This is a genomic window from Ruegeria sp. AI2 (assembly GCF_056541275.1).
This window is the reverse complement of sequence record NZ_JBQFYB010000059.1, coordinates 1-1,217: the sequence shown is the minus strand read 5'-3', so window position 1 is coordinate 1,217 and position 1,217 is coordinate 1. Positions and strand designations below refer to the sequence as shown.

1 protein-coding gene is annotated in these 1,217 nt (G+C 56.1%); it reads left to right on the top strand.

Features of this window, described 5'->3' with window-relative positions:
* The first annotated feature begins 56 nt into the window (after positions 1–56).
* A protein-coding gene (locus ACR0LL_RS21125; RefSeq protein ID WP_480589262.1) for an IS3 family transposase occupies positions 57–1,183 on the top strand; the annotation gives its coding sequence in 2 pieces (ribosomal slippage) (positions 57–321 and positions 321–1,183; 1,128 coding nt in all).
* Positions 1,184–1,217: the final 34 nt, after the last annotated feature.

The window sequence follows — 1,217 nt, the reverse complement described above, 5'->3', positions numbered from 1 at the left end:
TGAGCCTCCCCAACTGAACTGGTCCACCGCTATGTTTAGGAAACGGAGGACCAAGAATGGCAAACAAGCGACCGAAGCCCGAAGAGATTGTCTCGAAGTTGCGGCAGGTTGAAGTGTTGATGGGGCAAGGCATGCCCCGTCTGGATGCAATCAGACAGATCGGCGTTGTTGAGCAAACCTATTACCGTTGGCGCAAGCAATACGGGGGAATGGGCGTGAATCAATTGAAGGAACTGAAGCGGCTCCAGAAGGAGAATGACCGTCTGAGGCGAGCTGTGTCGGATCTGACCTTGGACAAGCTGATCCTGACTGAGGCCGCAAAGGGAAACTACTAAGCCCCGCTCGTCGTCGCACCTGCATCGATCATGTGCGCAGCCAGTTCAAGGTGTCTGAGCGCAGGGCCTGCCGCGTGCTGGGACAACATCGGTCCACACAGAGGCACATCCCGAGAGGCCGTGTCGATGAGGATCGGTTGGTTGCCGACATGATCGAACTGGCCAGGCAGTATGGTCGATACGGCTATCGTCGGATTGCGGCCTTGCTCAGAGAGGCAGGTTGGTCGATCAGCGATGGCCGTGTCGAACGACTATGGCGACGGGAGGGGCTGAAGGTTCCGCAGAAACAACCAAAGAGGGGGCGGCTCTGGCTGAACGATGGATCATGCGTGCGGCTGCGGCCTGAGTATCAGAACCATGTCTGGTCTTATGACTTCGTTCACTGCCGGACAGATGATGGCAAAGTCTTCCGGACCCTGAACATCATCGATGAGTTCAGTCGGGAATGCCTGGCGATCGAGGTGAAGCGCAAGCTAAACTCGATAGACGTGATCGATGTTCTGACAGACCTGTTCATCCTGCGAGGCCCTCCCGCCTTCATACGTTCCGACAATGGTCCCGAGTTTGTTGCAAAGGCGGTTCGGGATTGGATCGCTGCCGTCGGTGCCAGAACTGCCTACATCGAGCCTGGCTCACCTTGGGAGAACGGATACTGCGAAAGCTTCAATGGCCGGTTCCGGGACGAACTGCTCAACGGCGAAATCTTCTACACCCTGCGGGAAGCACAAATCCTGATTGAACAATGGAGGAAGCACTACAACACCAAGAGACCACACAGCGCATTAGGCTACCGCCCACCGGCTCCGGAAACCATCATCCCGATGGATCACAGGCCAATCATGCACTAACAATCAAACTGGACCAGTCAGATAGGGCTGCTCA